This is a genomic window from Neisseria sp. P0021.S005, from assembly GCF_051956955.1.
In genome coordinates, this window is sequence record NZ_JBQCWY010000631.1 from 1 (window position 1) to 1,789 (window position 1,789).

Sequence of the window (1,789 nt, forward strand, 5' to 3'; positions counted from 1 at the left end):
TCCGCGAAGAAGAAGACGGCACTGTCCTGCTTTACATCGACCGCCACCTGGTTCACGAAGTAACCAGCCCGCAAGCATTTGAAGGCTTGAAAATGGCCGGCCGCAAACTCTGGCGTATCGACAGCGTAGTCTCCACAGCCGACCACAACACCCCGACCGGCGACTGGCACAAAGGTATTCAAGACCCGATTTCCAAACTGCAAGTCGATACTTTGGACAAAAACATTAAAGAGTTTGGCGCACTCGCCTACTTCCCGTTTATGGATAAAGGCCAAGGCATTGTGCACGTTATGGGCCCGGAACAAGGAGCCACCCTGCCCGGCATGACCGTCGTCTGCGGCGACTCACACACTTCTACCCACGGCGCATTCGGCGCATTGGCGCACGGTATCGGCACTTCCGAAGTCGAACACACCATGGCGACCCAGTGCATTACCGCAAAAAAATCCAAATCCATGCTGATTTCCGTTGAAGGCTGTCTGAAACCCGGTGTTACCGCCAAAGACGTAGCACTTTATATCATCGGTCAAATCGGTACGGCCGGTGGTACAGGCTACGCCATTGAGTTTGGCGGCGAAGCCATCCGCAGCCTTTCTATGGAAGGCCGCATGACCTTGTGTAATATGGCGATTGAAGCCGGTGCGCGCTCAGGTATGGTTGCCGTCGACCAAACCACCATCGACTATGTAAAAGGCAAACCTTTCGCACCTAAAGGCGAAGCGTGGGACAAAGCCCTCGAGTACTGGCGCACGCTGGTGTCTGACGAAGGCGCCGTATTCGATAAAGAATACCACTTCAAAGCTGAAGACATCGAGCCTCAAGTAACTTGGGGCACATCGCCTGAAATGGTTTTGGACATCAGCAGTAAAGTGCCTAATCCCGCCGAAGAAACCGATCCGGTCAAACGCAGCGGCATGGAACGCGCCCTTGAATACATGGGCTTAGAAGCCGGTACGCCATTAAACGAAATCCCTGTCGATATCGTCTTTATCGGTTCTTGCACCAACAGCCGTATTGAAGACTTACGCGAAGCCGCCGCTATCGCCAAAGGCCGCAAAAAAGCGGACAATGTGCAACGCGTATTGATTGTCCCCGGCTCCGGTTTGGTTAAAGAGCAGGCAGAAAAAGAAGGCTTGCACGAAGTATTTATCGAAGCCGGTTTTGAATGGCGCGAGCCGGGCTGCTCTATGTGCCTTGCCATGAATGCCGACCGCCTGACCCCGGGACAACGTTGCGCCTCCACCTCCAACCGTAACTTTGAAGGCCGTCAAGGCAACGGCGGACGCACTCACCTCGTCAGCCCTGCCATGGCAGCCGCAGCTGCGGTGACCGGCCACTTTACCGACATCCGCACTATGGCTTAAAGTATTTTCAGACGGCCTTTATTGATCAGGCCGTCTGAAACAATACCTTGCTCAAGTAAGTTTTTCTATTGCGCAAAACGTCCGAAAACCTTCTTAATCATTGATAACTTGAAAGGAATCTAGTATGAAAAAACTGTTTGCATTAGCTGCCGCAGCCCTCATCCTGTCAGCTTGTTCCAGCACTTGGTCCGGCGCAAAAGACGATACCAACCGCAATTGGGACAAAACCAAAGAGACTGCCGAGCGCGTAGCCGATAAAACCAAAGAAACGGCAGAACACGTTGTCGACAAAACCGGTGAAGCCGTTAAAAAAGGCGGCAATGCAGTAGGCCGCGGCATGAGCCATGTTGGAGAAAAAATCGAAGCCGCTACCGAATAATTCGGTAAATCAGGCCGTCTGAAGCTCCTGACTCCGTTTCAGACGG

General features: G+C 52.9%; 2 protein-coding genes. Both read left to right on the top strand.

All coding sequences use genetic code 11. The annotated features are described in order from the left end of the window. Positions 1-1,364 (top strand): 3-isopropylmalate dehydratase large subunit (leuC, locus tag ACTHUE_RS17695; protein ID WP_440424077.1); only part of this gene is annotated, 1,364 nt, incomplete at its 5' end. 124 nt (positions 1,365-1,488) lie between these two features. Further along, positions 1,489-1,743 (top strand): hypothetical protein, encoded by a 255-nt coding sequence (locus ACTHUE_RS17700; RefSeq protein ID WP_070589063.1) that lies wholly within the window; start codon positions 1,489-1,491, stop codon positions 1,741-1,743. The last annotated feature ends 46 nt before the right edge of the window (positions 1,744-1,789 follow it).

What these genes read in the sequence shown, in the direction of transcription:
- ACTHUE_RS17700 (WP_070589063.1), top strand. Translation starts at nt 1,489, where the DNA reads ATGAAAAAACTGTTTGCATTAGCTGCCGCAGCCCTCATCCTGTCAGCT.